The sequence below is a fragment of the Poseidonocella sp. HB161398 genome (assembly GCF_005870025.1).
Classification (GTDB): Bacteria; Pseudomonadota; Alphaproteobacteria; order Rhodobacterales; family Rhodobacteraceae; genus Mangrovicoccus.
In genome coordinates this window covers 103965-129925 of the sequence record NZ_VATA01000001.1, presented here as the reverse complement: position 1 = coordinate 129925, position 25961 = coordinate 103965, and the positions used below count along the sequence as shown (strand labels likewise).

Sequence of the window (25961 nt, the reverse complement as noted above, 5' to 3'; positions counted from 1 at the left end):
GGGTGCTATCAATGAGGGTGGGAGAAGGGTCAGGCCGCGCCGCAGCAATGGTCGGCGATCGCGGCGACATGGCGGTGGTCGGTGCCGCAGCAGCCGCCGAAGACCCGCAGGTTCGGCATCAGCTGCGCCAGCGCCCGGTAGTCGCGGCCGAGCTCGTCCGGATTGCCGTCATCGAGCTCGGTCGCCTCGTCGAGCTCGGCATGGCTCATCCGCGAGGCATTCGCCCGGAGCCCGCCGATCCGTGCCGCCACGGCCGGGTCCTGCGCGATCATCCCGCGGAAATGGTCGGGATGCGCGCAGTTGATCATGTAGTAGGCAGGGTGCCCGCCAGAGGCGGCGTCGGTCGCCCGGATCGCCTCGCCCAGGCTTTCGCCCGAGGGCAGCCGGCCGTCGGTTTCCAGCGTGAAGGCGATGACGCAGGGCAGGCCGGTCGCGCGCACCGCGGCGGCAATCCCCGCGGCCTCGCCCGAATGGGTCATGGTCACTGCGGTGATCATGTCCGCCCCCGCCGCGGCCAGGGCGGCGATCTGGTGGCGGTGATAGGCGGCCGCGGCGGCCGGATCGAGGCTGGTGCCGACCGCGTAGCCATCCCCGGCCGGGCCGATATTGCCCGAGACGAGAACCGGGCCGGCGCCGCTCTGCGCAGCCTCGGCGGCCAGCGCGCGCATCTCGGCGATGGCCTGGCGGTTGAAGGCGGCGATCTGGTCCTCGGAATGCCCGAGCTGCGCGCCCCAGCCCGTGGAACAGCGCCAGGTCGGGCTTTCGAGGATGAAGCCCAGCCCGCGCTCGGCCGCGAGGGCGAGATAGCGGCGGTAATAGGCGCGCAGGCTTTCGCGCCCCTCCGCGGTGTCGAGGAGCGTGTAGGCGGCGAAGAGCGGCAGGTCGTGGCCCTCGTGGAAGATCAGCGTGGTCTCGATGCCGCCATCGGTCAGGAAATGGCCGCCGGACGCAGCAACGGTGGTCGTCAACATGTTTTCTCTCCAGGAATGAAAGACTGCGCAGCGGCGCTTTGCAGCCGGGTATTTTTCGGGGTCCAATATCAAGCGCCGCCGGCATGTCCCGTCGGGGGCTCGCCGGTATTACGCTTCCGGAGCCGCCGATATTCCCGCGCCCGGGCAGTTTCGGTTCCCGCTGCGGGTATTCCCGACCTGCCGTGCATTTTCCGCGCCGGCCGGGAATAAACCGGCCCGCCGCCGCGTAATGTCCCCGAAGCGACTGAAGCGGCACCCGCTGAAGCCCCTTTGAAAATTCATATCTTGCAGAGCCTTGCGGCCGGCGGCGTCCCCGCCCGGGCGGCGATCCGGCTCGGGAAATTAACTGGGAAGACCGAAATGCTCATTGCAAATGCACTCCTCGAAGCCGTCCGCAGATACCGGTTGGCGCGTGCCCATAACCGCCTGCTGCGCGATCTGCCGCCGCATCTTCTGCGCGATATCGGCCTCTTGCCGGATGACCGTCCGCAGGCCTGAGAAAACCACGATCCAAATTCAGAAAGGAAGAATTCGATGACGACCTTCAATCAAGATGCCGCAAATGCCGATCTTTCCCGCCGCATTGCGGCTTTTGCAGGGGCGCTGCTCCTGGCTGCGCTGCTTATGGCCGCGGCGCAGGACGGCCGGCCCGCGGCCGGCGCGATGCCCGGCTGGTCCGGCGAGGCCGCCAACGGCGTCACCTCGGGCCGCAACGATGCCGGGCGCCGGTCGGCGCGCCCGGCGGAGCGGGTCGAACTGGCCGGCATGCTGATCGGCTCGGGCCGCAAGCGGGTCCGCTGAGATCCGCAGCGCAAGGACGGGGGGCGCCCGCGGGCGTCCCCCTTTGCCGTGGCGGGGCTCAGGCCTCGTCCTCTTCCTCGGGCTCGTCCTCCGCCTGGCCCGCCGCCCAGGCGCCGGCCGCCTCGACCGCGACGGCCGAGCTGCTGGGCAGGACCGCGAGATAGCTCTCGGTCTCGTCCGAGGGCACCGGGGGGCGCTGCGTCATGCGGTAGAGCGCATAGAGCGCGACCGCCGCGAATGTGACGCTGAGCACCAGCCAGAAGGCCTCGGGCCCGATCCCCTGCATCGCCCAGCCGGTCGCCAGCGGCCCGGCAATCGCGCCGAGCCCGAAGGTGAAGACCAGCCCGCCCGAGGCTGCGGGCATCTCCTCGGCATCGAGCGAGTCATTGGTGAAGGCGAGAAAGAGCGCGTAGAGCGGCGTTGTCACCCCGCCCGCGAGGAAGGCGGCGGCCATCAGCAGGTGCAGGCTGCCGCCCGTCGCCCAGCCGGCCGCGCAGGACGCCGCGCCGAGAAAGGCCGCGGCGAAGATCAGCCAGCGGCGGTCCATCTGGTCGGATAGCCAGCCGATCGGGTATTGCAGCACCAGCGCGCCGGCGAACATCATCGCCACGAAGACCGCGATCTCGGCCGCGCCCATCCCGACCAGCGTGCCGAAGACCGCGCCCATGCCCGATTGCGTCGCGTAGATGCCCCCGAGCAGGAAGATCCCCACGGTGCCCAGCGGCGAGCTGCGGAAGAGCTTCTTCAGCGGCATCGGCCGCGCCAGCTCCACCGCCGGGACCGGCGTGACCGACAGCAGGATCGGCGCGACCGAGAGCGAGACCAGGATCGAGGCGCCGATGAAGAGCGCGGGCGTCGCCGCATCGCCCAGCGTCAGCAGCCCCTGCGCGCCGATGATCCCCAGCGTCTGGGCGATCATGTAGGCCGAGAGGATCTTGCCCCGGGTCTCGTTGGTGGCCGCATGGTTCAGCCAGCTCTCGGCGGTGACATAGACCCCGGACATGCAGAAGCCGATGACCAGCCGCAGGATTGTCCAGGCCCAGGGATCGGCCATCATCGGGAAGGCGATCAGCCCGGCGGACATCGTGCTTCCCAGCGCGGCGAAGACGCGGACATGGCCGACCCGCCGGATCAGCCGCGGCGTGACCTGCGCGCCCGAGAGGAAGCCCATGAAATAGCCCGAGGTGATGATGGCGAGCTGGGCCGAGGAGAAGCCCTCGATCCCGCCGCGCAGGCCGATCAGGGTGAAATGCATGCCGTTGCCCAGCATGATCAGCACGATGCCGATGAGAAGCACCCAGATTCCCGAAAACGCGTGTCCCATGGTCCAGAATCCGCCCCTTCCGGCAAGCTGCTGCGGCAGGCACTGTCGCCGATCCATTGGCGGCATCTGCCGCAGGGCCGACCAAATGCGCCGCCTTTGCGACACGCCCGCCTGCAGCGCGGCGCGCCCTGCCCGGGAAGACTGTCAGAATTCGCAAGGATTCACGAGAATTGATGGCCTTGCGGCAGCGGGGGCCGGTGCCGAGGGCGGGAATGCAGTCGCGATGCGAAGCTCCTCCGCCGCGGCGGCCGTGGCGCAGGGACATGACGGTTTCCATGGACTCCGCGCTGCAGGCGGAAGGGCTTTGAGCGCCGCGGCGGCGCATCCATGCCCGGCCGGGCCCCGCTGCCGGACGCGGCGCATGTCGTTCCCCAGGCGCCATTGACCGAAGGCGCGATCTCCAGACCGTCCTCCTCGTCTCGCGCAAGGCCGGAAGCCGCCTGGCGGCGATCGGGCTCACGTCTGGATCGCCTGGCGCCATCTCTGCGAGCGGGCCTTCCCGGCCGCGATCGCCGCCGGCATCCTGCTGACGATCCTGCGGGGCGGCGCGCCGTCGACCTGATCGATCCTGCTCGACTTGGTCATTCGTCCGGGCTGGTGCTGATTGCCAAGGGACAGTCGCTTTCCCGGCCAGCCGGGCGGTGTCCGCATCGGCGGGACGCTGCTGGCGTTCCCGGGGATGGCCCGGGCGGAGGCGATCCGGGCAATCTCGCGCTGCGGCTCCACAGCTCGGCGCGGTTCACCCCTCACGGCGATGCCGCTGATGCGCGACCGGACGCAGCTGCGGCTGCTGCGCTGGATTAAGATCCCGATCCTGCCGGTCTGCTTGGGCACGAGCGTGGTGCTCGGTCTCATCGAGGCCCGCCCGCCCGCCGCCTTCCAGAGCGCTAGCGTGCTCGGCGACGGCAATGCCCGGTCCCTGCTGCAGGGCGTGCTCTTCATGATCGCGCATTTCGCCTGCCGTCTGGCGATGGCCAGCTTCCAGCGCTGTGACGACCTGCGCAAGCGCAGCCGCGTCCTGTCGCCGGAGTTGCCGAAGCGGCGGCGGGAGGCGGACCCGCGCAAGAGCCTCGATGCCGAGCGCAGCCCGCGCGAGGCGCAGGCCGATGCCATGCGCGTTGTCAGACACGAATTCCGTACCCCGCCGGCGATCACCCGCAACGGGCTCGGCATGATCCGTCTGACCACGGGCCCCGCGAAGGGGCCGGCGCCGGAGCGCTTCGCCGGGATCGAGGAGGCGCTGAACCGGCTCTCGGGGCTGATCGTCCGCGTCATGACCACCGACCGCGACTGGAGCGTCCAGCCCGAGCCGCTGCAGGTCGACAGCCTCCCGGCCAGTGCCGAGGCGCATTTCCGCAGGACCGGGCGGGGCGGGCGGCTGGATGCGCGCGGCGACGATCCGGCGATGCAGCTCTTCGCCGATCCCGACCTGCCCGAGGCGGGGATGATCAACCGGGGCGACAATGCGCTGAACTGCTTGCCCGCGGATCGGCCGGTCCCGGCCACCGCCCGCGCCGAGCAGGGCAGCGCGGTGATCGAGGTGCGGGCCAAGGCATCGGCGTGCCCGCAGCCGAGGCGGCCATCCTTCCGGGCGTCGAACACGGCGCATGGCGACCGGCGCGGGCCTCGGCATCCATGCCGCGCGTGTCGCCACGGGACGGTCGAGATTGCGGCGGCGCCCTTGCGCCCGCCGCTGTCGCAGGAGGCGGCCATCCCCTATCCGCATGCGGAGGCCGCGGCATGACCCGCAGCCCGGTTGTCGAGGGCGAGGCGCGGCTGCCCCGGGACCTGGCCGATTTCCTCCAGCGCTGCGGTGTCGACTCGGGCAGCCCGGACACGGTGCGCGGGATGCTGGCCCGCGACGAGACGGTGGACATGGTGATCCTCGATGCCGACCTGCCGGAGGGCCACGGCGTCGACCTGGCGCCCGGGATCATCATGCGGTCCGCGCTCGGCGACAGCGACGACCGCATCCGCTGCGTCGGGAGCGGCGCGGACCTCTCTTTCGCCAAGAACAGCACGCTGCGCGGGATCGAGGCGGGGGGCGGGCGCGGCCGCGCCGGACCCGTCGCGCGCGCCCGCCGCCGATGACAGCGCGGCAAGCCGGGTGCCGGACGATAGCGGCGGGATCCCGACCTCGCCCGAGACTCGGTGACGGCGACAGAGTTCGCCTTTCCCGGCGCGTTCTTCGCCGCCGGGAACCGGGTCCGCCGCCGCGAGGACCTGCTGCGCCTGCCGATCCGGCGGCGGGCGCAATTCGAGAGCCGCCATCTCGACACGACAGCCGCGCGGCTGCGCCGCAAGACCGAGGCGCAGACCGGCCGGAAGGCGCCGTTCCAGTCGATCTGCGGCGTGGGCTGCGCCGTCACCGCGCTGCCCGCCCTGCGCTGAGCCCGGAACGGCCGGCGGGCCCGTGATACCGGATCGTTTCGCTCGTGTTTATGACGGAACTTTGATGCTTTCGGGGCGAAGACTGGCGCCGAATGCATGCCGTTTGGCTTGTGTCCGAAAACAACTTCAAGTAGAAAATTTATCCTGAGGTGTGTCATTCATCGGCAAGCGGCCTTCCAATTCAACCCTCTGTTATTGGAAAGGATCGACCAATGAGACGTCTAGTTCTTGCATCTGTCCTGGTAACGGCCATTGCGGCACCGGCTTTCGCAAGCGACCAGCTTGCCCTCCAGCTTGGCGTCGAACCGGGAATGTACTCCACGACCGACCTGATGCGCCTGACAAATGCGCGGGAGGACGGCGATACCCAGAGAGAGAAGTTCATCCTGGGCGGTGGCTCTGAAATCATCTCGACTCAGAGCATCGACACCCATGCGAATGGCCAGTTCGTGCAGCAGCTCGGTGTCGAGCCGGGCATGTTTTCCACCCTCGACCTGATGCGCCTGACAAACGCGCGCGAGGATGGCGACCTGCAGCGCGAAAAGTTCATTCTCAACGGGGGATATGGACCGACGGAATGAAACGGACCGGGAAAAGCATGATTTCGAAAGAAAAGGGGCAAGCCCTTCGGGGCTTGCCCTTCGCCGTTCGGGCCGGGGCCCGCTAGCCCGAGGCCAGGACTTTCCGGGCCAGCGCGCCGATCTGGCCGCTGACGGCGCCGGCGCTCATGCCGGGATGCAGGCTGTCGTGATAGAGCATCTTCAGGAGCAGCTCGTCATGGCGGGTCAGCACGCCGAATTCCTCGTCGTCGTTGAAGATCGACGGCCAGGCCTCGGGGCTGTCATTGGCAAGGCCCATGCCCTGGGCCAGCTCCTCTTCCATGCAGGACCGCCGCATCACCGGCGAATGCTCGGCGCGCACGATCGCGAGCGCGTTGCGGTAGCCGTCCGCGGGCGAGGGGCCGGGCATCGCGACCGCCATGCAGAGCGTGTCCGCCGTCATCCCCAGAACGGCCTTGCGCGCGGCGCGGCTCATCCGCGGGGCGACCTCCTCGAGGACCGGGCGGGCGGCCGCGCGCTCGTCGTCATTCAGGATCAGGATGTGGAAATTCGCGCCGCTGGAGGCCAGCTGGACCGGGTGGCCGCTGGCGCGCTGCAGCCGGGCGGCGATGTCGCGGAGCGCGGCCATGTCGGCCTTGCGCTGCTCCGCCCCGACGGAGGCGCCGAATTTCACGCCGATGCGCACCGGCTGTTCCCAGCGGCGCAGCGCGCTCGACTGTCCGGACCGCGCCATCCCGCCGGCTTTCAGCGAATATTCCGACTTCATCGCGATCGCCATGAAATCGCGCGCCAGACCGTCCGGAGAGAGTTTCCCGGGATTGCGGTCGCGGCGCAGATGGCCGCTTGAAACCAGCCGCTTTTCCATCCCGTGATAGTAGCTGGCCAGTTTCTCGGAGCGGGCGCTTCCGGTTTTCGGCGTCACGGCGATGGCGGTTCCCTGCGTGCTCAGCACGGTCTGGTCACCGGCCCGGCTAGCGGAAGGGGCCATCGAGAGGAACAGGGCAAAACTCGCCATGGCAAGCGCGCCCGCGAGGGGCGTGTTGCGGAATGAGCGCATGCAGGTCTCCTGACTGCTGGTGTCGAGTGCGATCTTCGAGCGCTTCGTCTATTTGCGGCAAAATGGCGAAAGACACCCCTTTCTGTCAACTTTGATCCCGGCCGCGTTTCCCGCCCGCCCGCCGTTCGGCCGGAGTTTCGAAAGCGCTGCGGAATTCAAATTACTGACCTGCAATGTGAATCCCGGGTCAGGAGGGGGCCGGATGAAAATTGGCTAAAATTCGCCAGAGATCTGCAAAAGGCGACAGCGGTCGACTTCGTGAACGGATGTCCGCCAGGCGGAGAGTTGCCCGGCGCCGATCCGCAAATGGCGGGCGGGGGAAACCGGACGGCCTCCCCCGGGTGCTCAGGAGCGCGGCCTGGTCTTCTGCGGGTCGTAATGCGGGAAGGGCACGACGCGGGCGGGATAGCGCTTGATATGGCCGTCGAGCTGGCCGACCTCGACCGCCGTACCCTCGGCCGCGCAGGCGACGTCCAGCCGGGCGAGCGCGATCCAGGTGCCGCTCTGCGGGCTGCGCATCGCTGAGCAGATCTCGCCCACCTGCGCGCGGCCGATGCGGATGCAGTCGCCATGCGCCACCGGCGACTGGCCCTCGATCTCCAGCCCGACGAATTTGCGCGCGGGATGCTCCTTGCGCCGCAGGAGCGCGTCGCGCCCGGCGAAATCCGCCGTCTTCGATTTCAGGGGCACGGTGAAGCCGATCCCGGCCTCGAACGGGTCGGTCTGGTCGGAGAAGTCGTAGCCCGCGAAGACCAGCCCCGCCTCGATCCGCACCAGATCGAGCGCGGCGAGCCCCATCGGCCGTAGCCCGTGCGGCTGCCCGGCCTCCCAGATCGCGTCGAACACCGCCTTGCCGTCCCTGGGATGGCAGAAGATCTCGTAGCCGAGCTCGCCGGTATAGCCGGTGCGCGAGATCACCACCGGGGCGCCCTCGGGCCCGCCGAGCCGGGCGGGGCAGAAGCGGAACCAGGCCAGCTCATCGAGCCGCGGCTGGTGCGGGGCGGTCCAGAACACCCCGGAGACCAGCGCGCGCGAGGCCGGGCCCTGCACCGCGAGGTTGTTCATCTGGTCGGTGGAGGAGCGGATCATCACGTCGAGCCCCAGCCGCGCCGCCTCCTCGCGCATCCAGGCGCCGCCCGCATCCGTGCCGCCGATCCAGCGGAAGTTCTGCGCCCCCAGCCGGAAGAGCGTGCCGTCGTCGATCATGCCGCCATGGGGATGGCACATGGCCGAATAGACGACCTGGCCCTGGCCCAGCTTCTCGACATTGCGGGTCAGCACCCAGTTGAGCAGGCCTTCTGCGTCGGGGCCGGTGACCTCGAATTTCCGCAGCGCCGAGAGGTCCATCACCACCGCCTTCTCGCGGCAGGCCCAGTAGCTTTCCAGCACGTCGCATTGCGGAAAGCTGTTCGGCAGCCAGAACCCGTTATAGTCGGCGAAATCCGCGGTCATCGCGGCAAAGCTGTCATGGAAGGCGCTTTCGCGGGTCATGATCGGATCCTCGTCGGGGGTCGGACGCCAGGCCGTCGCGCGGCAGAACCGCTCGGCCGCGCCATAGGTGCGGACATGGATGTCGCTCGGGTGCCAGCCATTGGCCGCGGACGTGTCGTCGGGACAGGCGGAGGAGACGCAGACCAGATCGGTCAGCGCGCGCATCAGCACGTAGTCGCCCGGGCGCGACCAGGGCTCGTCGGCGGTCATCACCCCATGGGCGTCGATCGCGGTGTTGAAGAAGAAATTCGCCGCCATCCAGCCCGGCCGGCCGGGAATGCCGTAGGGCGCCAGCGCGGCGTTGAAATTGTCCGAGCAGTTGGCATGGCCGGGATAGCCGATATCGTCGTAGTACTTGGCATTGCAGGCCAGCGCGAAGGCGTCGTGGCGGCCGCAGGTGTCCTGCACGACCTCGACCAGCGGGGTCAGCTCCTGGTCGAAATACTTCCCGTGCAGCCCGGGCATCGGATAGCCATGGCCCTGGATCGTGCGGGTGGTGGTGACATCGAGCGGCAGGAACAGGCCGCGATCGGCCTTGCGGGCGTCGAAGCACTGGAAATCCGTGCATTGCCGCCCGTCGACATCGAGGATCTGCAGGAACTCCCCCTTGGCGACGCGGTAGGCGCGCGCGGTGGCGGAGGCGATGCGCAGATCCTGCAGCGGATCGGCCAGCGGATCGGGCAGGGCGAAACGCCCGGTCTCGCGCGGGGCGGCGCGGGCGATGCGCAGCACCAGAGGCGTGGCAGTGGCCTGGGCCTCGAAATCGGGCAGAGGCGCGGGCGCGGCGACCAGCAGCCAGCCCGCGCCGGTGGCGGTGAAGCCGGCCGTGTCGCCCGCGGGCGAGGCCGCGCCGAAAAGCGAGACCGTCCGCGCCCCTGCCGGATCGATCCCGCGCCGCGCCAGCCCGGCGCAGAGCCGCGCCATGCCGGAGGCGCCGCTGGCCAGCACCGCGCGCAGCCCGTCGCCCGGCGCATCGGCTGGAACCCCCAGCAGCCCGGGATCGGCCTGCCCGCCGGGACGGGCGGCCAGCATCTCGCAGATCTGCCCGCCCTCGGGATTGGCGAGCGTGACGCCGTCGCCCGGCCGCAGCTCCACCAGCACGGCGCCGCCGCCGGCGACGCGGTGCCATTCGTCGCCCGGGGCGCGGCGGTAGGCGGCAGCGCGGCGCGGGGCAGAGGCGCGGGGCGGGCCGGAACGGAAGGGCAGGCCGGTCGGGTGGGGGATCACGGCACGGGTCTCCTTGACTGGGGGATCCGGGGGCCGGAGGCCCCCGTCGGCAGGCGGGTCAGTTGGCCAGGTAGGCCTCCATGCTGTCGTCCAGCGCGTCCTTCCACGGCGTGTGGTGCAGGGGCGCCATCGAGCCGGTGATCACCGAGCGATAGGCATTGTCGCGGAAGCCCATGATGTTCTCGGCCTTGTGCGCCTTCCATTCGAAGAAGGCCTCGCAGGCGCCGTCGACATCGAAGGAGGGATAATCGGTCTCGGCGATCAGCTCCTTCACGTAGTCGCCCTGGTAGCGGATCGCGTATTTGGTGTCGTCCGAGGCCTCCTCGCGCGCCTCGCGCTCGGCGACATCGGCCATCAGCGCCTGGCTGTCGGCGGGCACCTCGATGCGGCCCAGGATGATGTCGCGCACGAACCAGGCCTGGGCGTCGAACATGTTGAAGGTGAACCACTGGTCCTGCATGCCGAGGTAGAACAGCGCCGTGTTGTGGACATAGGCCACGCCCTTCCACAGATCCGCCGTCGCCAGCCGGTTCGCCGTCTTCAGCCGCAGCTCGTCGGGCAGGAAGGGGAAGACATGGCGGTAGCCGGTGCACAGGATGATCGCGTCGACCTCGCGCGAGCTCCCGTCGGAGAAGACGGCAGTGCGGCCCTCGACCCGCTCGAGCGCGGGCTTCTCCTCCCAGTTCTGCGGCCAGTCAAAGCCCATCGGCGCCGAGCGGTAGCAGCTGGTGACCGAGCGCGCGCCGTATTTCCAGCATTGCGAGCCGATATCCTCGGCCGAATAGGAGGCGCCGACGACCAGCACGTCCTTGCCCTCGAATTCGCGCGCGTCGCGGAAGTCATGGGCATGCAGGATGCGGCCGTTGAACTGGTCGAAGCCGGGATAGTCCGGCACGTTCGGCGAGGAGAAATGCCCCGAGGCGACGATCACGTGGTCGAAGATCTCGCGGTAGACGCGGTCCCCGGCCAGGTCATGGACGGTGACGGCGAACTGCCCGGTCTCTGGATCGGACTCGACCCAGCGGATCACGCTGGAGAAGCGGATCCAGCCGCGGACATCGGCCTTCAGCACGCGGCCCTCGATATAGTCGAAGAGCACGGCCCGCGGCGGATAGGAGGCGATCTGCTTGCCGAAATGTTCCTCGAAGGAATAGTCGGCGAATTCAAGGCCTTCCTTCGGCCCGTTCGACCAGAGGTAGCGGTACATCGAGCCATGGACCGGCTCGCCGTGCTCGTCGACCCCGGTGCGCCAGGAATAGTTCCACAACCCGCCCCAGTTCGACTGCTTCTCGAAGCAGACGATTTCGGGGATCTCCGCGCCCTTCTGCGCGGCGGACTGGAAGGCGCGGAGCTGGGCAAGGCCGGAGGGCCCCGCTCCGATGACGGCAACTCGTTTCTTCACGGCATATCTCCCTGCGCTGTTCTCGGCTGTCCTGAAGGTGGTTTGGACCAAAGTTAGAAATTGGTTCCTTATGATGATTTTGGGTGGGCCATAATTTTCTGGTGGTCAATGAATTTTCTTTGGGGGAATATCATTTCCGGAGCCGCACCGGGCGGACGGCTAGATTTTGGGCAGAAGGGAAACGGGTCGCGATGGCATCGCTGGCACAGCGCCTACTGGCGACGGGCAACCTGCCGCGGCTGAGCGTGCAGGACCGCGCGCCGGTGCGGATCGGCGCTCTGGTGCCGTTTTCCGGCCCAGAAGAGCCCTGGGGACGGCCGGGAATCGACGGCTGCCGGATCTGGGCGGACTGGATCAATGCGCATGGCGGGCTGATGCTCGGCGGCAAGCGCCACCAGGTGGAGCTGGTGGTCGAGGACAGCGCCCTGGGCGAGATGGCGGCGCTGGCGGCGGCGCGCGAGATGGTGGAGACGCGCCGCGTCCGGCTGGTGCTGACGCTGGGCGGGGCGGAGATGGCGCTGGCCCTGGCCTACCTGGCTGAGCGCCGGGTGCTGACCGCGACGCTGCTGCCCTCGGACCTGACGCCCGAGCATCCCTTCCTGATCGCGCCGAGCGAGGTGCATCCCTTCTTCAATGTCACCGGCGTCGACTGGCTGGCGCGGCACCGGCCGCAGGCGCGGCGCGTGGCGCTCTGCTCGCAGACCGACCGGCTGGGCCTGCCGTCGCTGGCGACCTACCGGGCTGCCTTCCGCGTCGCCGGGCGCGAGATCGTCCATGAAACCCGTTACGATGCGGAAAGCGCGGATGCCGCGGCCATCGTCCGGGACATGATGGCCGCGGCGCCGGACATCCTGTGCTGGTGCTCCTCGGCGCCGCCGGTGATCGACGCGCTGACCGTCGCGGCCTACGAGGCGGGCTTCAAGGGCGAGATCCTGGCCTGCACCTGCGACGGCTACGACCGGCTGGTGGCGCGCACCTCGCCCGAGTTCATGGAGCGCTTCACCTTCCAGTTCCCCGATTTCGACGATCCGGCGCTGGAATCGGCGGAGTTCTTCTTCCGCCGCCCGAAGGCCTTCTACGACGCCTATGTCGACCGCTTCCCCGGCCAGTGGACGGCGGTCAGCTGGGAATACGCTGCCATTCTGGATCTCTGGCACGCGGCGGTCGAGACGGCGGAAAGCCTGGCCGCGCCCTCGGTGCTGGCGGCGATGAAGCGGGGGCGGCAGATGCCGCACGCTTTCGGCATGGCGCGCTGGTGGGGCACCGAGGTCTACGGCATCGACAATGCGCTGGTCGGCGACTGGCCGGTAGTGGCGATCCGCGACGGCAAGGCGCGGATCCAGGGCTTCGGCTCGGTGCTCGACTGGCTGGAGGCGCATGGCGGCACCCTGATCGAGGAGCTGGGCAAGCTCGATCAGCTCTGGCACCAGCGGCTGAAACCTGATCTGCGGCGCGCCATGGGCGAACCGTAGGCGGCGCGCGACGGCAGGAAAAGGACGAGGCAGCGATGAAGAAGACGGCGGAGGCCCGGCCGGGACAGAACCCCCATGCCATCCGGGAGGTGCGCGAGAAGAACCTGGAAGTCGCGATCGGCCGGTCGGTGCGCGAGCTGCGCAAGCGCCAGCGGCTGACCGGGGCGGAGCTCGCCGCCTCGGCGGGGCTGTCGGTCGGCATGCTCTCGAAGATCGAGAACGGCGTGATCTCGCCCTCGCTCTCGACCATCCAGACCCTGGCGCATGCGCTGCGCGTGCCGCTGGTGCAGCTCTTCTCGGGCTTCGAGGAAGAGCGCGGCTGCATGCTGGTCAAGGCGGGCGAGGGGGCGGAGACCGACCGCGCGGGCACGCGGGCCGGGCACCAGTACCACCTGCTCGGCCATATCGGGTCGAACAATTCCGGCGTGGTGGTCGAGCCCTACATGATCACCCTGACCGACAAGAGCGACACCTTCCCCACCTTCCAGCACGAGGGGATCGAGATGCTCTACATGCTCGAGGGCGAGATGGGCTACCGCCATGGCGACGGGCTCTACCGGATGGAGCCGGGCGACACGCTGCTCTTCGACTCCGACGCGCCGCACGGCCCCGAGGAGCTGCAGCGCCTGCCGATCCGCTACCTGTCGATCATCACCTATCCGCAGAAGGGCTGAGACCGCCTCGGCCGGTTTTCCGGGCAGTATTCCCCGGGGAGAAAAAAATTTCCTGCGAGGCAGTGAATTTTACTGGCAAGAATGTTTGTTTCCTCCTAAGGCTGTCAGGGACAGGCGGAATCGCCGCCTCCCAGACCCTTATGGAGGACCCATGTGTGGCATTGTCGGCTTATTTCTGAAGAATGAGGGACTGCGCCCGCGCCTGGGCGCGATGCTCGCGGACATGCTGGTGACGATGACGGATCGCGGGCCGGACAGCGCCGGGATCGCGATCTACGGCGATGACGGCGCCCGGGGCCAGGTCAAGGTCACCATCCAGTCGGACGCGCCCGCCGCGGCATTTGCCGGGCTGGGCGACGCGCTCGCGGAAGAGCTCGGCACGCCGGTGGCGATGAAGGCGGTCGACACCCATGCGGTGCTGTCGGTCGCGGAAGGCGCGCTCGCCCCGCTTCTCGAGGCGCTCGAGGCGCGCGGGCTGCGGGTGATGGGCACCGGCCGGTCGATGGAGATCTACAAGGAGACCGGGCTTCCGAAGGACGTGGCCGAGCGCTTCGGCATCCGCGCCATGGGCGGCAGCCACGGCATCGGCCATACCCGCATGGCCACCGAATCCGCCGTCACGACGCTTGGCGCGCACCCGTTCTCGACCGCCGCCGACCAGTGCCTCGTGCATAACGGCAGCTTGTCGAACCACAACCAGATGCGCCGCAAGCTGGCGAAGAAGGGCGTCTTCACCCGCACCGAGAACGACACCGAGGTGGGCGCGGCCTACATCTCCTCGCGGATCGCCGAGGGCGCGACGCTGGGCGAGGCGCTGGAGGGGACGCTCGCGGATCTCGACGGGTTCTTCACCTTCGTCACCGGCACCGAGACCGGCTTCGGCGTGGTGCGCGACCCGATCGCCTGCAAGCCCGCGGTGATGGCCGAGACCGGCGACTATGTCGCCTTCGCCTCCGAATACCGCGCCTTCGCGGATCTGCCGGGCATCGAGGCCGCGCGGGTCTGGGAGCCCGAGCCTGCCACCGTCTATTTCTGGGAGCGCTGAGAATGACCGTTCTGGACATGGCGCAGCTGAGCCTGCGCGAAATCAACGAGACGCTGCAGGGCGCGGCGAAGGCGCAGGCCAATGCCGCCTACGAGATCGCCAATCCGCGCGGCGCCCATGCCGTGGCGGTCGGGCTCGACGGGCCGCTTGCGGTCACGGTGAAGGGCTCGACGGGCTATTACTGCGCGGGCATGAACAAGGAGGCTGCCATCACGGTCGAGGGCTCGGCCGGGCCGGGCGTGGCCGAGAACATGATGTCGGGCACGGTCACGATCGAGGGCGATGCCAGCCAGTATGCCGGGGCGACCGGCCATGGCGGGCTCCTGAACATCAAGGGCAATGCCTCCTCGCGCTGCGGCATCTCGATGAAGGGCATCGACATCGTCGTGCATGGCAGCATCGGCCACATGTCGGCCTTCATGGCGCAGAAGGGCAACCTGGTGGTGCTGGGCGATGCGGGCGAAGCGCTCGGCGACAGCCTCTACGAGGCGCGGATCTTCGTGCGCGGCGCCGTCAAGTCGCTCGGCGCGGACTGCGTCGAGAAGGAGATGCGCCCCGAGCATCTCGCGCTGCTGGCGGATCTGCTGGCGAAGGCCGGGGCCGAGGCGAAGCCGGAGGAGTTCCGCCGCTACGGGTCTGCCCGGACGCTCTACAATTTCAACATCGACCACGCGGACGCATACTGATGGACAAGACCCCCCCGACCGAGCCGCGCCAGAGCTGGACTTTCTCGCGCGAGGTGAATGCCGAGATCCGCCGCGCGGCGGAAACCGGCATCTACGACATCCGCGGCGGCGGCGCCAAGCGCCGGGTCCCGCATTTCGACGACCTGCTGTTCCTCGGCGCCTCGATGTCGCGCTATCCGCTGGAAGGCTACCGCGAGAAATGCGGCACCGGCGTGACGCTGGGCACGCGCTTCGCCAAGAAGCCGATCGAGCTGAAGATCCCCGTCACCATCGCGGGCATGTCCTTCGGCGCGCTCTCGGGCAATGCGAAAGAGGCGCTGGGACGCGGCGCGACGCTGGCGGGCACCTCGACGACGACCGGCGACGGCGGCATGACCGAGGAAGAGCGCGGCCATTCCGAGAAGCTGGTCTACCAGTACCTGCCCTCGCGCTACGGCATGAACCCCGACGACCTGCGCCGCGCCGACGCGATCGAGATCGTGGTCGGGCAGGGCGCCAAGCCCGGCGGCGGCGGCATGCTGCTTGGCCAGAAGATCACCGAGCGCGTCGCGGGGATGCGCGACCTGCCGGTGGGGATCGACCAGCGCTCGGCCTGCCGCCATCCCGACTGGACCGGCCCGGACGATCTGGAGATCAAGATCCTCGAGCTGCGCGAGATCACCAACTGGGAAAAGCCGATCTACATCAAGGTCGGCGGCGCGCGGCCCTATTACGACACGGCGCTGGCGGTGAAGGCCGGGGCGGACGTGGTCGTGCTGGACGGGATGCAGGGCGGCACCGCGGCCACCCAGGACGTCTTCATCGAGAATGTCGGCCAGCCGACGCTGGCCTGCATCCGTCCCGCCGTGCAGGCGCTGCAGGATCTGGGCATGCACCGCGAGGTGCAGCTGGTGGTTTCGGGCGGCATCCGCTCGGGCGCGGACATGGCCAAGGCGCTGGCGCTCGGCGCGGATGCCGTGGCGATCGGCACCGCGGCGCTGGTGGCGCTCGGCGACAACGACCCGAAATGGGAAAGCGAGTACCAGAAGCTCGGCACCACGACCGGCGCCTATGACGACTGGCACGAGGGGCGCGACCCGGCCGGCATCACCACCCAGGATCCGGCGCTTGCCGCGCGGCTCGACCCGGTCGAGGGCGGGCGGCGGCTGCGGAACTACCTCAACGTGATGACGCTGGAATGCCAGACGCTGGCGCGCGCCTGCGGCAAGAGCCATGTCCACAACCTGGAGCCCGAGGATCTCTGCGCGCTGACCATGGAGGCGGCCGCGATGGCGCGGGTGCCGCTGGCGGGCACTGACTGGTGGCCGGGCAAGCCGGGCTTCTGATCCGGACAGACGAGTGAAGGACGGGGCGGGCACGGATCCGCCCCGCGCATATGACAGGGAAAAGGACGCGAAGATGACCGATCTCGCCGCCTATGCCGCCGACCGCGGCATCAAGTACTTCATGATCTCCTATACCGACCTCTTCGGTGGCCAGCGCGCGAAGCTGGTCCCCGCCCAGGCGATTGCCGGCATGGCCGAGGACGGAGCGGGCTTCGCCGGTTTCGCCACCTGGCTCGACCTGACGCCCGCGCATCCCGACATGCTGGCCGTGCCGGACGCGGCCGCGGTGGTGCAGCTGCCCTGGAAGCCGGAAGTCGCCTGGGTGCCGGCCGATTGCGTGATGGAAGGCGAAAGCGTCGAGCAGGCGCCGCGCAACGTGCTGAAGAAGCTCGTCGCCGAGGCCGCCTCGGAGGGGCTGCGCGTCAAGACCGGGATCGAGGCGGAGTTCTTCCTGCTGACCCCCGAGGGCACGGCGATCTCGGACCCGTTCGATACCGCGGAGAAGCCCTGCTACGACCAGCAGGCGGTGATGCGCCGCTATGATGTGATCGCCGAGATCTGCGACTACATGGCCGAGCTGGGCTGGGGCCCCTACCAGAACGACCACGAGGACGCCAACGGCCAGTTCGAGATGAACTGGGACTTCGCCGACGCGCTGGTCACCGCCGACCGCCACAGCTTCTTCAAGTTCATGGTGAAGTCCGTCGCCGAGAAGCACGGCCTGCGCGCCACCTTCATGCCGAAGCCGATCGAGGGGCTGACCGGCAATGGCTGCCACGCGCATATCTCGGTCTGGGATCTCGACGGCAAGGTCAACGCCTTCGCGGGCGATGCCGGCGGGCAGCTGGGCGAGGTCGGGCTCTCCGAGCGGGGCGGGCATTTCCTCGGCGGGATCATGAAGCATGCCGAGGCGCTGGCCGCGATCACCAACCCTACGGTGAACAGCTACAAGCGGATCAACGCGCCGCGCACGATCTCGGGGGCGACCTGGGCGCCGAACACCGTGACCTGGACCGGCAACAACCGCACCCACATGGTCCGCGTCCCGGGCCCGGGCCGGTTCGAGCTGCGCCTGCCCGACGGCGCGGCGAACCCCTACCTGCTGCAGGCCGTCATCATCGCGGCGGGCCTTTCGGGGCTGCGCGCCAAGGCCGATCCGGGCCCGCGCCGGGACATCGACATGTATGCCGAGGGCCACACGGTCAAGGATGCGCCGAAGCTGCCGCTGAATCTGCTCGACGCGCTCCGGGCCTTCGACGCGGATGCCGGCCTCAAGGCGATGCTGGGCGAGTCCTTCTCCGGCTCCTACGTGAAGATGAAGATGCAGGAATGGACCTCCTTCGTCTCGCATTTCTCGCGATGGGAGAAGGAGAACACCCTCGACATCTGACGGGGTCCCTGTGCCGGAGGTCTTCCTGCCTCCGGCCTTGCTCCTGGCCCGGCATCATGCCGGGCCTTTTTCGTTCCGCCGCAGCGCCGAGGGGGCAAGCCCGTATTCGCGCCGGAACGCGTCCGAGAAATGCGCCTGGGCGGCGAAGCCCGTCATCTGCGCGATCGCCGAGAGCGGCAGCCGGGTGGAGGCCAGCAGCTCGCGCCCGGTCTCGAGCCTGAGCCGCCGGTACTCGGCCATCACCGCACGGCCGAGGCTCTCGCGGAACTGCCGCTGCAGCTGGCGCGCCGAGATCCCGGCCAGCGCCGCGATCTGCTCCAGCCCCAGCGGGTCGGCGATATGGCTCTCCATCAGCTCCAGCGCGGCCGCGACCGGTGCGGGCAGCGGCCCGTAGCGCGCCGCGATCGAGGCGGTCTGCGGCGCCTCGGCCCCGCGGATCTCGGTCTGGATGAACCAGTCGGAAATCCGCTGCGCGAAGCCGGTGCCATGGTCGCGGGCGATGATCGCATGCATCATGTCGAGCGGCGCCGTGCCGCCCGCGCAGGTATAGCGGTCGCGGTCGATGACGAAGAGCCGCCGCTCCAGCAGCCAGTCGCCGGGCATCGTCTCGAAATCGCCGTAATGGTGCCAGTGCACGGTGAAGCGCCGCCCCGAGAGCAGTCCGGCCCGCGCCAGCACCACCGCCCCCCCGGAGATCCCGCCGAGCGCCGCGCCGTTGCGGTCGGCCTGGCGCAGCCAGCCCAGCAGCGCGGGGTCGGCGATCCGCGCCGGCGCGCCCCCGGCCACCACGAAGATCAGGTCGTGGATCGGCAGCGCGTCGCGGTAGTGGCGCGCCGGGAAGGCCGCGCCGATCGAGGAGACCGCCTCCGTCCCGGTCGTCGAAAGCAGCGTGATGTCATAGGCCGGGGAGGGCGCGAAGAGGTTCGCCGCGCGCAGCGGCTCGAGCGCGGCGGCGGTCGACATCAGCGCGTAGCCGTCGGCCAGCAGGAAGGCGAGTCTGCGCATGGCGCGCGGCTCCGGAAGATTTCTGGGTCATGGCCGTAATACGGAAACGAATGTCCTGAATCAAGAAGAACGGCGGATGGCAACCCGGCTAGAACGGTCCTGCATCAAGGAGCGGACTGGATGAAATTCTCAGGTTTCAAAGTCGTCAAGGAGGCCCTGACCGGGCACCGGGGCTGGGGGCCGCTCTGGCGCGATCCCGAACCGCAGGCGGCGTATGACATCATCGTCGTCGGCGGCGGCGGGCACGGGCTGGCCACGGCCTTCTACCTGGCAAAGGAATTCGGCCAGGCGCGGGTCGCGGTGCTGGAGAAGGGCTGGCTCGGCTCGGGCAATATCGGCCGCAACACCACGATCATCCGCTCGAACTACCTGCTGCCGGGCAACGAGCCCTTCTACGAATTCTCGATGAAGCTCTGGGAGAACCTGGAGCAGGAGACGAATTTCAACTCGATGGTCAGCCAGCGCGGGATCATCAACCTGATCCATACCGACGCGCAGCGCGACGCCTACCGCCGCCGCGGCAACGCGATGCGGCTGGCCGGCGCCGATGCCGAGCTTCTCGATCGCGAGGGCGTGCGGGCGCGGCTGCCCTACCTGAATTTCGATAATGCGCGCTTCCCGATCAAGGGCGGGCTGATGCAGGCCCGGGCCGGGACCGCGCGCCATGACGGCGTCGCCTGGGGCTATGCCAGGGGCGCGGACCAGCGCGGCGTCGACCTGATCCAGAATTGCGAGGTCACCGGCCTGCGCATCGAGAACGGCGCGGTGCAGGGCGTCGAGACCACGCGCGGCTTCATCGGCGCGAAGAAGGTCGGCGTGGCGGTGGCGGGCAGCTCCTCGCGGGTGATGTCGATGGCCGGGATGCGCCTGCCGATCGAGAGCCACGTGCTGCAGGCCTTCGTCTCCGAGGGGCTGAAACCGCTGATCGACACGGTCATCACCTTCGGCGCCGGGCATTTCTACATCAGCCAGTCGGACAAGGGCGGGCTGGTCTTCGGCGGCGATATCGACGGCTACAATTCCTATGCGCAGCGCGGCAACCTGCCGGTGATCGAGGACGTCGCCGAGGGCGGCATGGCGCTGATGCCGATGATCGGCCGGGCGCGGCTGCTGCGCGCCTGGGGCGGGGTGATGGACATGTCGATGGACGGCTCGCCGATCATCGACCGCACGCCGGTCGAGGGGCTCTATCTCAATGCCGGCTGGTGCTATGGCGGGTTCAAGGCGACCCCGGCCTCGGGCTATGCCTTCGCGCATCTGCTGGCCACGGACCGGCCGCACGAGACCGCCGCCGCCTACCGGCTGGACCGCTTCGCCCGCGGCCACCTGATCGACGAAAAGGGCGCCGGCGCCCAGCCCAACCTGCACTGAGACCGACATGCTGATACCCCATCCCCTTCTCGGCCTGCGGGACGCGCAGGAATTCACCTATCTCGGCGATGCCGCACTGATCGGCAGGCCCGCTCCGGAGGCGGGCGAGGCCGCCTTCTGCGACTATGTCTTCCTGCGCGACAACCCGGCCGGCATCCACCGCGAGCTGTGGTTCCACGAACAGGGCGACCGCTCCTGGCTGGTCGTCACCCGCAACACGCTGACCCACGAGATCCTGGGCGCGGAACTGGCCACCGACGTGGCGCGGAGGTCCGCATGACCCGGATCGACGGCGGCCTGACCGACCGCGGCACGACGCTCGGCTTCCGCTTCAACGGCCGCGCCTATGCCGGCCATCCCGGCGACACGCTGGCCTCGGCGCTTCTGGCGAATGGCGTCCAGCTGATGGGCCGCGGCTTCAAGTACCACCGGCCGCGCGGCGCGATCTCGGCGGGCAGCGAAGAGCCGAACGCGCTTGTCACGCTGCGCTCGGGCGCACGGGCCGAGCCGAACACGCGGGCGACCGTGGCCGAGCTTTTCGACGGGCTCGAGGCACGGAGCCAGAACCATGCCGGCCCGCTGGAGCGCGACCTCCTGGCGGTCAACGACCTGCTCTCGCCCTTCTTCGCCGCCGGGTTCTACTACAAGACCTTCATGTGGCCGAAGGCGTTCTGGGAGAAGCTCTACGAGCCCGCGATCCGCAAGGCGGCGGGCCTGGGCGCGCTGTCCGGGCTGCCGGATCCGGACGCCTATGACCGCGGCTACCGCCATTGCGACCTGCTGGTGATCGGCGGCGGCGCGGCGGGTCTCGCGGCGGCGCTGGCGGCCGGGCGCGCGGGGGCAGAGGTGATCCTGGCCGACGAGGATTTCCGGCTCGGCGGGCGGCTCCTGGCCGAGGGCGGGCGCATCGGCGGCCGTCCCGCGGCGGACTGGGCGGCGGAGGCGGCGGCAGAGCTGGCCGCAATGCCCAATGTCCGGCTGATGACCCGCACGACGGTCTTCGGCGCCTATGACCACGGCATCTTCGGCGCGGTGGAGCGGGTGGCCGACCATCTGGCGGCCCCGGGCGGCAAGGTGCGCCAGACGCTCTGGCGGATCACTGCCAAGCGCAGCATCCTGGCCGCGGGCGCGACCGAGCGGCATATCCCCTTCCGCGACAATGACCGCCCGGGGATCATGCTGTCGGGGGCGATCCGGGCCTATCTGAACCGCTGGGGCGTGACCGGGCAGCGGCAGGCGGCCGATCCGGTGGCGATCTTCGCCAATGGCGATGACGGCCACCGCACCGCGGCGCAGCTGGCCGCGCGGGGCGTGCCGGTCCTCGGCGTGATTGACCCGCGTGCCGATGCGCCGAATCTCGGCGGCTACGAAACCTTCGCGGGGGCCATGGTCACCGGCACGAAGGGGCGGCTGGGCCTGACGGCGATCGAGGTGATGCGCAACGGCCGGGCCGAGTGGCTGTCCTGCGGGCTGCTGGGCGTCTCGGGCGGCTGGAACCCCAATGTCCATCTGGCGTCGCATCACCGCGGCCGGCCGGTCTGGGACGAGGACCACCTGGCCTTCCTGCCGGGCGAGGGCGGACCCGCCGGGCTGATCCCGGCCGGGGCTGCGGCCGGGCAGGGTGGCACGGCGGAGGCGCTGGCCGACGGGCTGCGCGCGGCCGGGCAGGCGCTCGGCGATCTGGGGATCGCCCCGGCGCCGGTCGAACTGCCCGCGGCAGAGGCCGAGCCCGCGCGGCAGGAGGCCTTCTGGCACGTCCCGGGCAAGGGCCGCGCCTGGGTCGATTTCCAGAACGACGTGACCGTGAAGGACATCGCGCTGGCGCATCGCGAGAACATGCGTCCGGTCGAGCACCTGAAGCGCTGGACCACGCTCGGCATGGCGACCGACCAGGGCAAGACCGCCAATGTCACCGCGCTGGCGGTGATGGCGGAGCTGACCGGCAAGGCCATCCCCGAGACCGGCACGACGATCTTCCGTCCGCCCTATACCGGCGTCTCGCTGTCCGTGCTGGGCGGCGGCGACACGGGCAAGGCCTTCCGGCCGACGCGGCTGACCCCGACCCATGCCTGGGCCGAGGCGCAGGGCGCAGCCTTTGTCGAGGTCGGGCCGTGGATGCGCGCGCAGTACTTCCCCCGCCCGGGCGAGACCCATTGGCGCGAAAGCGTCGACCGCGAGGCGCAGGCGGTGCGCGCCGCCGTCGGGCTCTGCGACGTGACCACGCTGGGCAAGATCGACGTGCAGGGGGCGGATGCGGGCGAATTCCTCAACCGCGTCTACGCCAACATGATGGGCACGCTGCCGGTGGGCAAGGTCCGCTACGGGCTGATGCTGCGCGAGGACGGGCACGCCTATGACGACGGCACCTGCGCGCGGCTGGGCGAGGCGCATTACGTCGTCACCACCACGACGGCCAATGCCGGGACAGTGTTCCGCAACATGGAATTCGCGCGCCAGTGCCTCTGGCCCGAACTCGACGTGCAGCTGATCTCGACCACCGATGCCTGGGCGCAGATCGCCGTGGCGGGGCCGAAATCGCGCGAACTGCTGTCGCGGATCGCGGACGGCTTCGACCTGTCGAACGAGGCCTTCCCCTTCATGGCCTGCGCCGCGCTGACGGTCTGCGGCGGGCTCCGGGCGCGGCTCTTCCGGATCTCCTTCTCGGGCGAGCTGGCCTACGAGATCGCGGTGCCCGCCCGCTACGGCCAGGCACTGATGGAGCGGCTGATGGCGCTCGGCGCGGATCTGGGCGCGACGCCCTACGGGACCGAGGCGCTCGGCGTGCTGCGGATCGAGAAGGGCCATGCCGCAGGGGCCGAGCTGAACGGCCAGACCACGGCGGCGATGCTGGGGCTCGGCCGGATGGTGTCGCAGAAGAAGGACGCGATCGGCGCCGTCATGTCCCGCCGCGAGGGGGTGGCCCAGGACACGCGCCGCCTGGTGGGGCTCGCCCCCGCCGATCCGGCGCGGAAGGTCGTCCCCGGCAGTCATCTCTTTGCGCCCGGCGCGCCCGAGGACACCGCCCATGACCAGGGCTGGATCACCTCGGCCTGCTTCAGCCCGCATGCGGGCCACATGATCGGCCTCGGCTTCCTCGAGAACGGCGCCAGCCGCCTCGGCGAGACCGTGATCGCCGCCAACCCGCTGGAGGGGGAGCGCGTCGAGCTGCGCGTCGTCTCCGCCCATTTCGTCGATCCCGAAGGAGGGCGCCTGCGTGACTGACCTGACCCCGATCACCGCGCTCGGCGGCACCGCGCCGCGCGTCCTCGGCGCCGCCCGGCTGACCCTGTCCGAGCGCCCGGAGCTTGCGCTGGCCTCGCTGGCGCTTGGCCGGGGCGCCGAGCCCCCCGCGCCCGAGGGCCTGGCGCTGCCCGGTCCCGGCGGGCTGTCCGTCCAGGGCGCGCTGGCCGCCTTCTGGACCGGTCCGGACCAGTGGATGGTCGAGGGCGCGGATCTGGCCGAAACCGATTTCGCCGCGCGGCTGCAGCAGGCGGCGCCCGGCGCCGCCGTGACCGAGCAGACCGATGGCTGGGCCTGCTTCGAGATCGCGGGCGAGGCGGCGCAGATCGAGGCGCTGGCCGAGCGGCTGGTCAACCTGCCGCGGGACGCCTATGCGCCCGGCCGCGCCAGCCGCACCGCGCTGCACCATATGGGCGTGTTCCTGCTCCGCCGCTCGCCGGACCGCCTGGCGGTCTGGGGCATGCGCTCGGCCGCGGGCTCGCTCTGGCACGCCCTTTCGGACACGATGGCACGGATGGAGGCCCTCCATGACAGCTGAGACCACGGACCGGACCCGCCTCCTCGACGGCAAGGCCTTTGCCGCAAAGCTGCGCGCGCGGATCGCCGCCCGGGTGGCGGAGATGGCGGCGCAGGGGATCGTCCCCGGCCTCGCCGTGGTGCTGGTGGGCGAGGACCCGGCCAGCCAGGTCTATGTCCGCAACAAGGCCCGCCAGACGGTCGAATGCGGCATGCAGAGCTTCGAGCACCGGCTGCCCGCGGAGACCTCGGAGGCGGCGCTTCTGGGCCTGATCGCGCGGCTGAATGCCGACCCGCAGGTGCATGGCATCCTCGTGCAGCTGCCCCTGCCTGCGCATCTCGACGCCGATCTCGTCATCAACGCCATCGCGCCGGAGAAGGACGTGGACGGGTTCCACATCTCCAATGCCGGGAAGCTGGCGACGGGTCAGAAGGCGATGGTGCCCTGCACGCCGCTCGGCTGCCTGATGATGCTGCGCGACCATCTGGGCGATCTCTCGGGCAAGTCGGCCGTGGTGGTCGGGCGCTCGAACATCGTCGGCAAGCCGATGGCGCAGCTCCTCCTGCGCGAGAGCTGCACCGTCACCGTCGCCCATTCCCGCACCGCCGATCTTGCCGATACCTGCCGCCGGGCCGACATCCTGGTCGCCGCTGTCGGCCGGCCGCAGTTGATCCCCGGCGCCTGGGTGAAGCCCGGCGCCACCGTCATTGATGTCGGCATCAACCGCATCCCCGCGCCCGAGAAGGGCGTGGGAAAGACCCGGCTGGTCGGCGATGTCGATTTCGCCTCTGCCGTGGACGTTGCCGGGGCGATCACTCCGGTCCCGGGCGGCGTCGGGCCGATGACCATCGCCTGCCTCCTTGCCAATACCCTGACCGCCTGCGCGCGGATCCATGACCTCCCGGACCCCGCGGATCTGACCGCCTGATTTCCAACAGAGAGAGTGCCATGAATATCGAGACCCCCAAGACCCGGCCGCTCGCGGCGGGGGCCGCAGAAGCTGCGTCCAAATTCTGCCTGACCGTGGCCTGCCCCTCGACGCGGGGCATCGTCGCCGCCATCGCGGGCTTCCTGGCCGAGCATGGCTGCAACATCACCGACAGCGCCCAGTTCGACGACATGGAGACCGGCCAGTTCTTCATGCGCGTCAGCTTCGCCCCCGAGACCGGCGCTGCGCTCGGCGCGCTGGAGCAGGACTTCGCCGCCGTCGCGGCCGGAAAGGACATGGAGTTCGCCTTCCATGACGAGGCCGCGAAGATGAAGGTGGTCGTCATGGTCAGCCGCTTCGGCCACTGCCTGAACGACCTGCTCTACCGGGTGAAGATCGGCGCGCTGCCCGTCGAGATCGTCGCGGTGATCTCGAACCACATGGACTACCAGAAGGTGGTGGTGAACCACGACATCCCGTTTCACTGCATCCCGGTCACGAAAGACACCAAGCCCGAGGCGGAAGCGCGGATCATGAAGGTCGTCGAGGACGCGGGCGCCGAGCTGATCGTTCTGGCGCGCTACATGCAGATCCTCTCGGACGAGATGTGCCAGAAGATGTCGGGGCGGATCATCAATATCCACCATTCCTTCCTGCCCTCCTTCAAGGGCGCGAACCCCTACAAGCAGGCCTATGCCCGCGGGGTGAAGCTGATCGGGGCGACCTCGCACTACGTGACGGCCGATCTCGACGAGGGGCCGATCATCGAGCAGGACACGGTGCGCATCACCCATGCCCAGAGCCCCGAGGACTATGTCTCGCTCGGCCGCGATGTCGAGGCCCAGGTCCTGGCGCGGGCGATCCACGCCCATGCCCATCGCCGCGCCTTCCTCAATGGCTCGAAGACCGTGGTCTTCCCCGCCTCCCCGGGCAGCTACTCCTCCGAACGGATGGGCTGAGCCCGGGCGCGGGCGGCCGGGGGCAGGGCGCCCCTGGTGCGCCTGCGCCGCAGCCTGTCCGCCCGTTCGCGGCAGGCGCTGGACCAGTCGGACCGAATTGGTCTATTGCATCGGAAGTGCCGAAC

General features: G+C 69.5%; 24 protein-coding genes. 18 read left to right on the top strand and 6 right to left on the bottom strand.

Annotation, left to right across the window (positions count from 1 at the left end):
• Window positions 1–29: 29 nt before the first annotated feature.
• The gene (locus FGX59_RS00580) at window positions 30–971 is read right to left on the bottom strand and encodes a homocysteine S-methyltransferase family protein (RefSeq protein WP_138464329.1); all 942 of its coding nucleotides are present in this window, start codon (window positions 969–971) and stop codon (window positions 30–32) included.
• A gap of 270 nt (window positions 972–1241) precedes the next feature.
• On the opposite strand from FGX59_RS00580, the gene FGX59_RS00575 reads away from it, so the two are divergent.
• Together FGX59_RS00575 and FGX59_RS00570 are read left to right on the top strand one after the other, a co-directional pair.
• The gene (locus FGX59_RS00575; RefSeq protein ID WP_138464328.1) at window positions 1242–1469 is read left to right on the top strand and encodes a DUF1127 domain-containing protein; all 228 of its coding nucleotides are present in this window, start codon (window positions 1242–1244) and stop codon (window positions 1467–1469) included.
• 36 nt (window positions 1470–1505) lie between these two features.
• The gene (locus FGX59_RS00570; protein WP_138464326.1) at window positions 1506–1772 is read left to right on the top strand and encodes a hypothetical protein; all 267 of its coding nucleotides are present in this window, start codon (window positions 1506–1508) and stop codon (window positions 1770–1772) included.
• 58 nt (window positions 1773–1830) lie between these two features.
• Here FGX59_RS00570 and FGX59_RS00565 read toward each other — a convergent pair whose 3' ends face one another.
• Complete coding sequence (locus tag FGX59_RS00565) at window positions 1831–3096, bottom strand: MFS transporter (RefSeq protein WP_138464324.1); 1266 nt, start codon at window positions 3094–3096, stop codon at window positions 1831–1833.
• A 763-nt stretch (window positions 3097–3859) separates the two neighbouring features.
• On the opposite strand from FGX59_RS00565, the gene FGX59_RS00560 reads away from it, so the two are divergent.
• From FGX59_RS00560 to FGX59_RS00545, 4 genes are all read left to right on the top strand, one after another.
• A complete protein-coding gene (locus tag FGX59_RS00560; protein ID WP_138464322.1) occupies window positions 3860–4840 on the top strand; it encodes a HAMP domain-containing histidine kinase in 981 nt (326 codons plus the stop codon).
• A complete protein-coding gene (locus tag FGX59_RS00555) occupies window positions 4837–5187 on the top strand; it encodes a response regulator transcription factor (protein ID WP_138464321.1) in 351 nt (116 codons plus the stop codon). The genes FGX59_RS00560 and FGX59_RS00555 overlap by 4 nt, the downstream gene beginning before the upstream one ends.
• Before the next feature lie 60 nt (window positions 5188–5247).
• Window positions 5248–5487 (top strand): hypothetical protein, encoded by a 240-nt coding sequence (locus FGX59_RS00550; protein WP_138464319.1) that lies wholly within the window; start codon window positions 5248–5250, stop codon window positions 5485–5487.
• A 212-nt stretch (window positions 5488–5699) separates the two neighbouring features.
• Window positions 5700–6068 (top strand): hypothetical protein, encoded by a 369-nt coding sequence (locus tag FGX59_RS00545; protein WP_138464316.1) that lies wholly within the window; start codon window positions 5700–5702, stop codon window positions 6066–6068.
• An 82-nt stretch (window positions 6069–6150) separates the two neighbouring features.
• Here FGX59_RS00545 and FGX59_RS00540 read toward each other — a convergent pair whose 3' ends face one another.
• The 3 genes from FGX59_RS00540 to FGX59_RS00530 all read right to left on the bottom strand — a co-directional run bounded on the left by FGX59_RS00540 (window position 6151) and on the right by FGX59_RS00530 (window position 11224).
• Window positions 6151–7104 carry a DUF2927 domain-containing protein gene (locus FGX59_RS00540; RefSeq protein WP_138464314.1) on the bottom strand — a complete coding sequence of 318 codons (954 nt, stop codon included), beginning with the start codon at window positions 7102–7104 and terminating at the stop codon, window positions 6151–6153.
• Window positions 7105–7449: 345 nt separating this feature from the next.
• Entirely contained in the window at window positions 7450–9822 is a 2373-nt protein-coding gene (locus FGX59_RS00535; RefSeq protein ID WP_240722192.1) for a DUF1989 domain-containing protein, read from the bottom strand.
• 58 nt (window positions 9823–9880) lie between these two features.
• Complete coding sequence (locus FGX59_RS00530; protein ID WP_138464312.1) at window positions 9881–11224, bottom strand: NAD(P)-binding domain-containing protein; 1344 nt, start codon at window positions 11222–11224, stop codon at window positions 9881–9883.
• Window positions 11225–11415: 191 nt separating this feature from the next.
• On the opposite strand from FGX59_RS00530, the gene FGX59_RS00525 reads away from it, so the two are divergent.
• From FGX59_RS00525 to glnT, 6 genes are all read left to right on the top strand, one after another.
• On the top strand, window positions 11416–12696 hold the full coding sequence (locus tag FGX59_RS00525) for an ABC transporter substrate-binding protein (RefSeq protein WP_138464309.1): 1281 nt from the start codon (window positions 11416–11418) through the stop codon (window positions 12694–12696).
• A gap of 35 nt (window positions 12697–12731) precedes the next feature.
• The gene (locus FGX59_RS00520) at window positions 12732–13370 is read left to right on the top strand and encodes an XRE family transcriptional regulator (RefSeq protein ID WP_138464308.1); all 639 of its coding nucleotides are present in this window, start codon (window positions 12732–12734) and stop codon (window positions 13368–13370) included.
• 151 nt (window positions 13371–13521) lie between these two features.
• A complete protein-coding gene (locus FGX59_RS00515) occupies window positions 13522–14415 on the top strand; it encodes a glutamine amidotransferase family protein (RefSeq protein ID WP_138464307.1) in 894 nt (297 codons plus the stop codon).
• A 2-nt stretch (window positions 14416–14417) separates the two neighbouring features.
• Window positions 14418–15101, top strand: coding sequence for a protein GlxC (locus tag FGX59_RS00510; RefSeq protein ID WP_138464306.1), 684 nt, complete (start codon window positions 14418–14420; stop codon window positions 15099–15101).
• Complete coding sequence (locus FGX59_RS00505) at window positions 15101–16426, top strand: FMN-binding glutamate synthase family protein (RefSeq protein WP_138464305.1); 1326 nt, start codon at window positions 15101–15103, stop codon at window positions 16424–16426. The genes FGX59_RS00510 and FGX59_RS00505 overlap by 1 nt, the downstream gene beginning before the upstream one ends.
• Before the next feature lie 73 nt (window positions 16427–16499).
• The gene (gene glnT, locus FGX59_RS00500) at window positions 16500–17816 is read left to right on the top strand and encodes a type III glutamate--ammonia ligase (RefSeq protein WP_138464304.1); all 1317 of its coding nucleotides are present in this window, start codon (window positions 16500–16502) and stop codon (window positions 17814–17816) included.
• Between the two features lie 54 nt (window positions 17817–17870).
• Here glnT and FGX59_RS00495 read toward each other — a convergent pair whose 3' ends face one another.
• Complete coding sequence (locus FGX59_RS00495) at window positions 17871–18821, bottom strand: GlxA family transcriptional regulator (RefSeq protein ID WP_138464303.1); 951 nt, start codon at window positions 18819–18821, stop codon at window positions 17871–17873.
• Between the two features lie 120 nt (window positions 18822–18941).
• Between FGX59_RS00495 and FGX59_RS00490 the strand changes: the two genes are divergently transcribed.
• The 6 genes from FGX59_RS00490 to purU are packed head-to-tail and all read left to right on the top strand — an operon-like array spanning window position 18942 to window position 25836.
• Window positions 18942–20192, top strand: coding sequence for a sarcosine oxidase subunit beta family protein (locus FGX59_RS00490; RefSeq protein ID WP_138464302.1), 1251 nt, complete (start codon window positions 18942–18944; stop codon window positions 20190–20192).
• Between the two features lie 7 nt (window positions 20193–20199).
• On the top strand, window positions 20200–20472 hold the full coding sequence (locus FGX59_RS00485; protein ID WP_138464301.1) for a sarcosine oxidase subunit delta: 273 nt from the start codon (window positions 20200–20202) through the stop codon (window positions 20470–20472).
• Window positions 20469–23414 (top strand): sarcosine oxidase subunit alpha family protein, encoded by a 2946-nt coding sequence (locus tag FGX59_RS00480; RefSeq protein ID WP_138464300.1) that lies wholly within the window; start codon window positions 20469–20471, stop codon window positions 23412–23414. Before FGX59_RS00485 ends, FGX59_RS00480 begins: the two co-directional genes overlap by 4 nt.
• Complete coding sequence (locus FGX59_RS00475) at window positions 23407–23970, top strand: sarcosine oxidase subunit gamma (protein ID WP_138464299.1); 564 nt, start codon at window positions 23407–23409, stop codon at window positions 23968–23970. The genes FGX59_RS00480 and FGX59_RS00475 overlap by 8 nt, the downstream gene beginning before the upstream one ends.
• Window positions 23960–24877, top strand: a complete 918-nt coding sequence (folD, locus tag FGX59_RS00470) for a bifunctional methylenetetrahydrofolate dehydrogenase/methenyltetrahydrofolate cyclohydrolase FolD (RefSeq protein WP_138464298.1) — start codon at window positions 23960–23962, stop codon at window positions 24875–24877. Before FGX59_RS00475 ends, folD begins: the two co-directional genes overlap by 11 nt.
• Before the next feature lie 20 nt (window positions 24878–24897).
• Window positions 24898–25836: a formyltetrahydrofolate deformylase gene (purU, locus tag FGX59_RS00465; RefSeq protein WP_138464297.1), complete on the top strand. Its 939-nt coding sequence runs from the start codon at window positions 24898–24900 to the stop codon at window positions 25834–25836.
• Window positions 25837–25961: the final 125 nt, after the last annotated feature.

What these genes read in the sequence shown, in the direction of transcription:
- FGX59_RS00580 (WP_138464329.1), bottom strand. Translation starts at nt 971, where the DNA reads ATGTTGACGACCACCGTTGCTGCGTCCGGCGGCCATTTCCTGACCGAT.
- FGX59_RS00570 (WP_138464326.1), top strand. Translation starts at nt 1,506, where the DNA reads ATGACGACCTTCAATCAAGATGCCGCAAATGCCGATCTTTCCCGCCGC.
- FGX59_RS00565 (WP_138464324.1), bottom strand. Translation starts at nt 3,096, where the DNA reads ATGGGACACGCGTTTTCGGGAATCTGGGTGCTTCTCATCGGCATCGTG.
- FGX59_RS00560 (WP_138464322.1), top strand. Translation starts at nt 3,860, where the DNA reads ATGCGCGACCGGACGCAGCTGCGGCTGCTGCGCTGGATTAAGATCCCG.
- FGX59_RS00555 (WP_138464321.1), top strand. Translation starts at nt 4,837, where the DNA reads ATGACCCGCAGCCCGGTTGTCGAGGGCGAGGCGCGGCTGCCCCGGGAC.
- FGX59_RS00545 (WP_138464316.1), top strand. Translation starts at nt 5,700, where the DNA reads ATGAGACGTCTAGTTCTTGCATCTGTCCTGGTAACGGCCATTGCGGCA.
- FGX59_RS00540 (WP_138464314.1), bottom strand. Translation starts at nt 7,104, where the DNA reads ATGCGCTCATTCCGCAACACGCCCCTCGCGGGCGCGCTTGCCATGGCG.
- FGX59_RS00525 (WP_138464309.1), top strand. Translation starts at nt 11,416, where the DNA reads ATGGCATCGCTGGCACAGCGCCTACTGGCGACGGGCAACCTGCCGCGG.
- FGX59_RS00520 (WP_138464308.1), top strand. Translation starts at nt 12,732, where the DNA reads ATGAAGAAGACGGCGGAGGCCCGGCCGGGACAGAACCCCCATGCCATC.
- FGX59_RS00515 (WP_138464307.1), top strand. Translation starts at nt 13,522, where the DNA reads ATGTGTGGCATTGTCGGCTTATTTCTGAAGAATGAGGGACTGCGCCCG.
- FGX59_RS00510 (WP_138464306.1), top strand. Translation starts at nt 14,418, where the DNA reads ATGACCGTTCTGGACATGGCGCAGCTGAGCCTGCGCGAAATCAACGAG.
- FGX59_RS00505 (WP_138464305.1), top strand. Translation starts at nt 15,101, where the DNA reads ATGGACAAGACCCCCCCGACCGAGCCGCGCCAGAGCTGGACTTTCTCG.
- glnT (WP_138464304.1), top strand. Translation starts at nt 16,500, where the DNA reads ATGACCGATCTCGCCGCCTATGCCGCCGACCGCGGCATCAAGTACTTC.
- FGX59_RS00495 (WP_138464303.1), bottom strand. Translation starts at nt 18,821, where the DNA reads ATGCGCAGACTCGCCTTCCTGCTGGCCGACGGCTACGCGCTGATGTCG.
- FGX59_RS00490 (WP_138464302.1), top strand. Translation starts at nt 18,942, where the DNA reads ATGAAATTCTCAGGTTTCAAAGTCGTCAAGGAGGCCCTGACCGGGCAC.
- FGX59_RS00485 (WP_138464301.1), top strand. Translation starts at nt 20,200, where the DNA reads ATGCTGATACCCCATCCCCTTCTCGGCCTGCGGGACGCGCAGGAATTC.
- FGX59_RS00480 (WP_138464300.1), top strand. Translation starts at nt 20,469, where the DNA reads ATGACCCGGATCGACGGCGGCCTGACCGACCGCGGCACGACGCTCGGC.
- folD (WP_138464298.1), top strand. Translation starts at nt 23,960, where the DNA reads ATGACAGCTGAGACCACGGACCGGACCCGCCTCCTCGACGGCAAGGCC.
- purU (WP_138464297.1), top strand. Translation starts at nt 24,898, where the DNA reads ATGAATATCGAGACCCCCAAGACCCGGCCGCTCGCGGCGGGGGCCGCA.